Consider the following 4,559-nt stretch of genomic DNA (forward strand, 5'->3'; position numbering starts at 1 on the left):
TCAGTTCCGCCGCGGCGCCTGGCCCTGCTGGCCCTGGCCCTGGCGCGCCGGCGCGGCGGCCGGCGCCGGGGCGGCATTCTCCTCCGGCGGCATGGTGACCGAGCGCAGCACCCGGTTCAGCTGGGTGGAGATCTCCTCGGTCAGGTCGAAGGCCGGGTCGTTGTAGACCACCACCGGGCGCGGCAGCACCAGGTTGACCTTGCGGCTGGCCGAGACCTGGCGGATCACGGTGGCCAGCGCGCGCTCGATCTCCTGCAGCGCCTGCTGCGCCGCCTGCTCGATGTTGCGGCTGCGGTCGCGGAAGATGCGCTGCGCGTCGGTCACCCGGTCCTGCAGGTCGCGCTCGCGGTTGCGCAGATCCTCCTGCGACAGGGTGGCGCGCTGGTTGGCCAGCTGCTGCTGCTCCTCGCGCCAGCGGTTCTGCTCGCGCTGCAGGTCGTCATTCAGCTTCTGGCGGCGCTTCTCGATCTCTTCCCGCACCTGGTTGAAGGCGGTGGAGTTGCGCTGCACCTCGGGCACGTCGACGATGCCGATGACGGCGGCCGGCGGCTGCTCGCCGGGCGGCAGCGGCGCCGGGTTGGCCTGCACCTGCTGGCGCGGCGGCTGCGCCGGCTGCTGGCGCGGCGGCTGGGCCGGGCGCTGCTGCTGCGCGCCCCCCCCCTGCCCCTGGTTGGGAACGAACCACTCCTGGTTCTGCTGCGCCATCGCGGCGCCGGAGAGCAGGGTGGTCGACATCAGGATCGCCGCAAGCGTTGCGGCAGCGCGACGCGCCATGATCGGAAACTCCGTGGAATAGCTCAGAAGCGCGTGCCGAAGCCGAAGCGGAAGACCTGCGTCTCGTCGTAGGACTTCTTCACCAGGGCCTGAGCCAGATCAATGTTGATCAGGCCGAACGGGCTGCGCCACGAGAGGCCGACGCCGGCACCCACGCGGGGGGCCGAATCATCGACGACATTGGTGCCGGACGAGCTGCCGGAAAGCGAGCCGACATCGACGAAGGCGCGGCCGAGCAGGCCGAGCTCCGACGGCAGGGGCAGCGGGAAGCGCATCTCGGTGGTCTGGGTCCAGATGGTGCGGCCGCCGAGCGCGTCATCCGTGCTGACGTCGCGCGGGCCGGCGCCGGCCACCGCGAAGCCGCGCAGATTCTCGCCGCCCAGGAAGAAGCGGTCGATGATGCGCTCGCGCTTGCTGCCATAGGTCGCCAGGTGACCCGCGCTGGCCGAGAGGGCCAGCACATAGTCCGGATCGCCCAGCCAGCGCTCGAACGGGATGTAGTAGCTGCCATCCAGCCGCAGCCGGACATAGGAGACATCGCCGCCGAGGCCCGCGAAGTCGGTGCCGAGGCGCAGCACATAGCCCTCGCGCGGATCGAGGCGGGAATCGCGCGTGTCATAGGTCAGCGTCTGGCCGACCTGCGACAGCAGCGTCACGCCCTTCTGCTCCTCGATATAGATCGAGGCGCCTTCGCGCACGTTGAACACGTTGCGGCGCGACAGGGTGTAGGCCCAGGACTGGCGCAGCCGCTCGTTGAACTCGTAGCCGGCGCGCAGGCTGAAGCCGGCGCGGCGCTCCTCATAGCCCGAATAGTCGCGCAGGTTGCGCACGATGTAGAACACGTCGGCGCCGACCGAGAGGTTGCGGTCGAGGAAGGACGGGTCGGTGACCGAGAGGTCCACCTGGCTGCGGCGCTGCGCCAGGGTGGTGTTGGCGCGGGCATCGACGCCGGTGCCCAGGATGTTGCGCTCGCGGATGCCGAAATCGGCCAGCGCGCCGGAATCCGTCGAGTAGCCACCGCCGATCGAGATCTCGCCGGTGGCGCGCTCGGAGACGGTGGTGTTCAGGTTCACGCGGTCGGGGCTGGAGCCCGGCACCGGCGTGATCTGCACATCGTTGAAATAGCCGAGGTCGCGGATGCGCTGGCGCGAGCGGCGCATCTGCGCGGCGTTGAAGGCGTCGCCCTCGGCCAGGCGGAACTCGCGGCGGATGACGCGGTCCTGGGTGCGGGTGTTGCCGTTGATGTCGATGCGCTCGACATACTGGCGCGGCCCCTCGCGCACCTCGAAGGCGATGTCGATGGTCTTGGCGTCGCGGTTGCGGGTGATGCGCGGCTCGACCTCGACGAAGGGCGCGCCGGCCAGGTTGGCCTCGTCGATCAGCGCCTGGGTCATGCGCTCGACCGCGTCGCCATCGTACCAGTCGCCCGAATAGATCTCGAGCACCGGGCGCAGCCGCTCGCCGGTGACGTTGCGCAGGCTGGAATTGATCGCCACCTCGCCGACGCGGTAGCGGGGCCCCTCGCGCAGCGTGTAGGTGACGAAGAAGCCGCTGCGGTCCGGCGCCAGCTCGGCGGCGGCGCCCGTCACCTCGACATCGGCATAGCCCTGGCGCTGGTAGTAGCGGCGCAGCAGCTCGCGGTCGAAGTTCAGCCGCTCCGGCTCATAGGTGTCGGAGGAGCTGAAGGGCCGGTACCAGGCGGCCTCGCGCGAGGAGACGATCTCCTTCAGCCGGCTGTCCGAGAAGGCCTCGTTGCCCACGAAATTGATGCGGCTGATCAGCGCCGCGTCGTTCTCGGTGATCTCGAACACCACATCGACGCGGTTCTGGTCGAGCTCGATGACCTTGGGCTCGACGCGCGCGGCGAAGCGGCCGCGGCGGGCGTAGAGCTCCAGCAGGCGCTGCCGGTCGGCCTGGGCGGTGGCCGGCGTGAACACGGCGCGCGGGCGCAGCTGCACCTCGGGGCGCAGCGTGTCGTCGGACAGCTTGCTGTTGCCCTCGAACGCCACCCGGTTGACGATCGGGTTCTCCTGCACCTGCACCAGGATCCGGTCGCCCTGGCGGCTCAGCTTCACGTCGCGAAACAGGCCGGTGGCGAAGAGGGTGCGCAGGCTGCGGTCCAGCCGGTCCGCATCGAAGGCGTCGCCGGGCTGCAGCAGCATGTAGGAGCGGATGGTGTCCGCCTCGATGCGCTGGTTCCCCTGCACGTCGATCTGGCTGACATAGCCATTGGCGGCGGGTTGCTGGGCGGCCGCCCCGCGCCGCGGCGGGTTGCGCGTCTGGGCCTGCACATCGGGCGGCAGCAGCACGGGCACGAGGCAGGTGGCGGCGAGCAGAAGAGCGCGGGTAGCGTTCAAAGGTCGGATCCGGGCCGGTTGAAGGGGGCCAGAGAGGATGCCGGCGATGCCGCCGAAGGCGCGGCGTCTCGGGCGGCGGGAGACTAACCGTTAACGCGGCGCCCCGCCACCCCCTTGCGGACCAAACCCATCACGGGTTGCAACACGCTGAAAAGAAACGCCCGGGCGGGTGGCGGCGCGGCCGCCCGCCCGGCGCGGCTCAGCCCACCAGCCCGCTCACCCAGCGCACCACGCCGAGGTTCGACAGGTCGTTCCAGGTGGCGAAGATGAACAGCATGATCAGCACCGCGAAGCCGGCGCGGAAGCCGTATTCGACGGCGCGCGGCGGCAGCGGCCGGCCGCGGATCGCCTCCGCCGCCTGGAACACCAGGTGCCCGCCATCCAGCACCGGGATCGGGAACAGGTTGATCAGCCCCAGATTGACCGAGAGGATCGCCATGAAGGAGACCAGGCTGGCGATGCCGAGCTGCGCCACCTGGCCGGAGAGCTGCGCGATGCGCAGCGGCCCGCCCAGCTCCTCGGTGCCGCGGCTGCCGGTGATCATCTGCCACAGCCCGGCCATGGTCTGCGCCGTCACGTCCCAGGTCTGCACCGTGCCGGCGACCAGCGCGCTGACCGGGTTCAGCCGGGTGAATTCCTGCGCGCCGCCGGAGACGCCGAGCACGCCGGTGGTCACGCCCTGGCTCTCCCGCGCGTCGGGGGTGGCGCGCAGCACCTCCTCCCGCCCGTCGCGGCGGATGCGCAGCTCGATGCTCTGCCCGGCGCGCGGCTGGATATGCGCCTGCACCTGCTCGAAGCGGGTCACCTCCCGCCCGTCCAGCATCACGATGCGGTCGCCGGCCTGCAGCCCGGCCCGCTCGGCGGCGCTGCCGGCGACCACGGCGCCGATGGTGGCGCTGGGCTGCGGCTGGCCGATCGTCATGTAGAGCCCGGCGAACAGCACGGCGGCCAGGGCGAAATTGGCGAAGGGCCCGGCGGCGATGATGATGGCGCGGTCGCCCACAGGCTTCTCGTGATAGGTCTGGCCGGGGCGCCAGGCGGCGCGCTGCTCGGGCGTCGCGTCGTCCGGCCCTTCCTGGCCGTGCAGCTTCACATAGCCGCCGAGCGGCAGCAGGGAGAGGCGCCATTCCGTGCCGCGCCGGTCGGTCCAGCTCTTCAGCACCCGGCCGAAGCCGATCGAGAAGGCCTCGACATGCACGCCGCGCCAGCGCGCCGCCAGATAGTGGCCCAGCTCATGGATGAAGACGAGCACGCCCAGCACCAGGATGAAGGCGAGGATCGAGCGGAAGGGCTCAGGCAACAGGTCCAAGATCGCGTCTCCTGCCCCGGCCGTGGCCGCGGCGTGGTTCGGTCAGCGCGGCGCCACGCTGTCCAGGGGGGCGTGCGCCAGTCAGGCGGCGCGGCGGGCGGCGCGGGCCGCCGCATCCC

The 4,559-nt window shown here is 71.1% G+C and carries 3 protein-coding genes; all 3 read right to left on the minus strand.

The features are described from left to right. Entirely contained in the window at positions 1 to 735 is a 735-nt protein-coding gene (locus tag HMPREF0731_RS04090; protein WP_245538243.1) for an OmpH/Skp family outer membrane protein, read from the minus strand. Positions 736 to 797: 62 nt separating this feature from the next. Further along, complete coding sequence (gene bamA / locus HMPREF0731_RS04095) at positions 798 to 3,131, minus strand: outer membrane protein assembly factor BamA (protein ID WP_007002763.1); 2,334 nt, start codon at positions 3,129 to 3,131, stop codon at positions 798 to 800. 199 nt (positions 3,132 to 3,330) lie between these two features. After that, positions 3,331 to 4,431 carry an RIP metalloprotease RseP gene (rseP, locus tag HMPREF0731_RS04100; protein WP_040612283.1) on the minus strand — a complete coding sequence of 367 codons (1,101 nt, stop codon included), beginning with the start codon at positions 4,429 to 4,431 and terminating at the stop codon, positions 3,331 to 3,333. Positions 4,432 to 4,559: the final 128 nt, after the last annotated feature.

It is taken from the genome of Pseudoroseomonas cervicalis ATCC 49957, from assembly GCF_000164635.1.
Taxonomy (GTDB): domain Bacteria; phylum Pseudomonadota; class Alphaproteobacteria; order Acetobacterales; family Acetobacteraceae; genus Pseudoroseomonas; species Pseudoroseomonas cervicalis.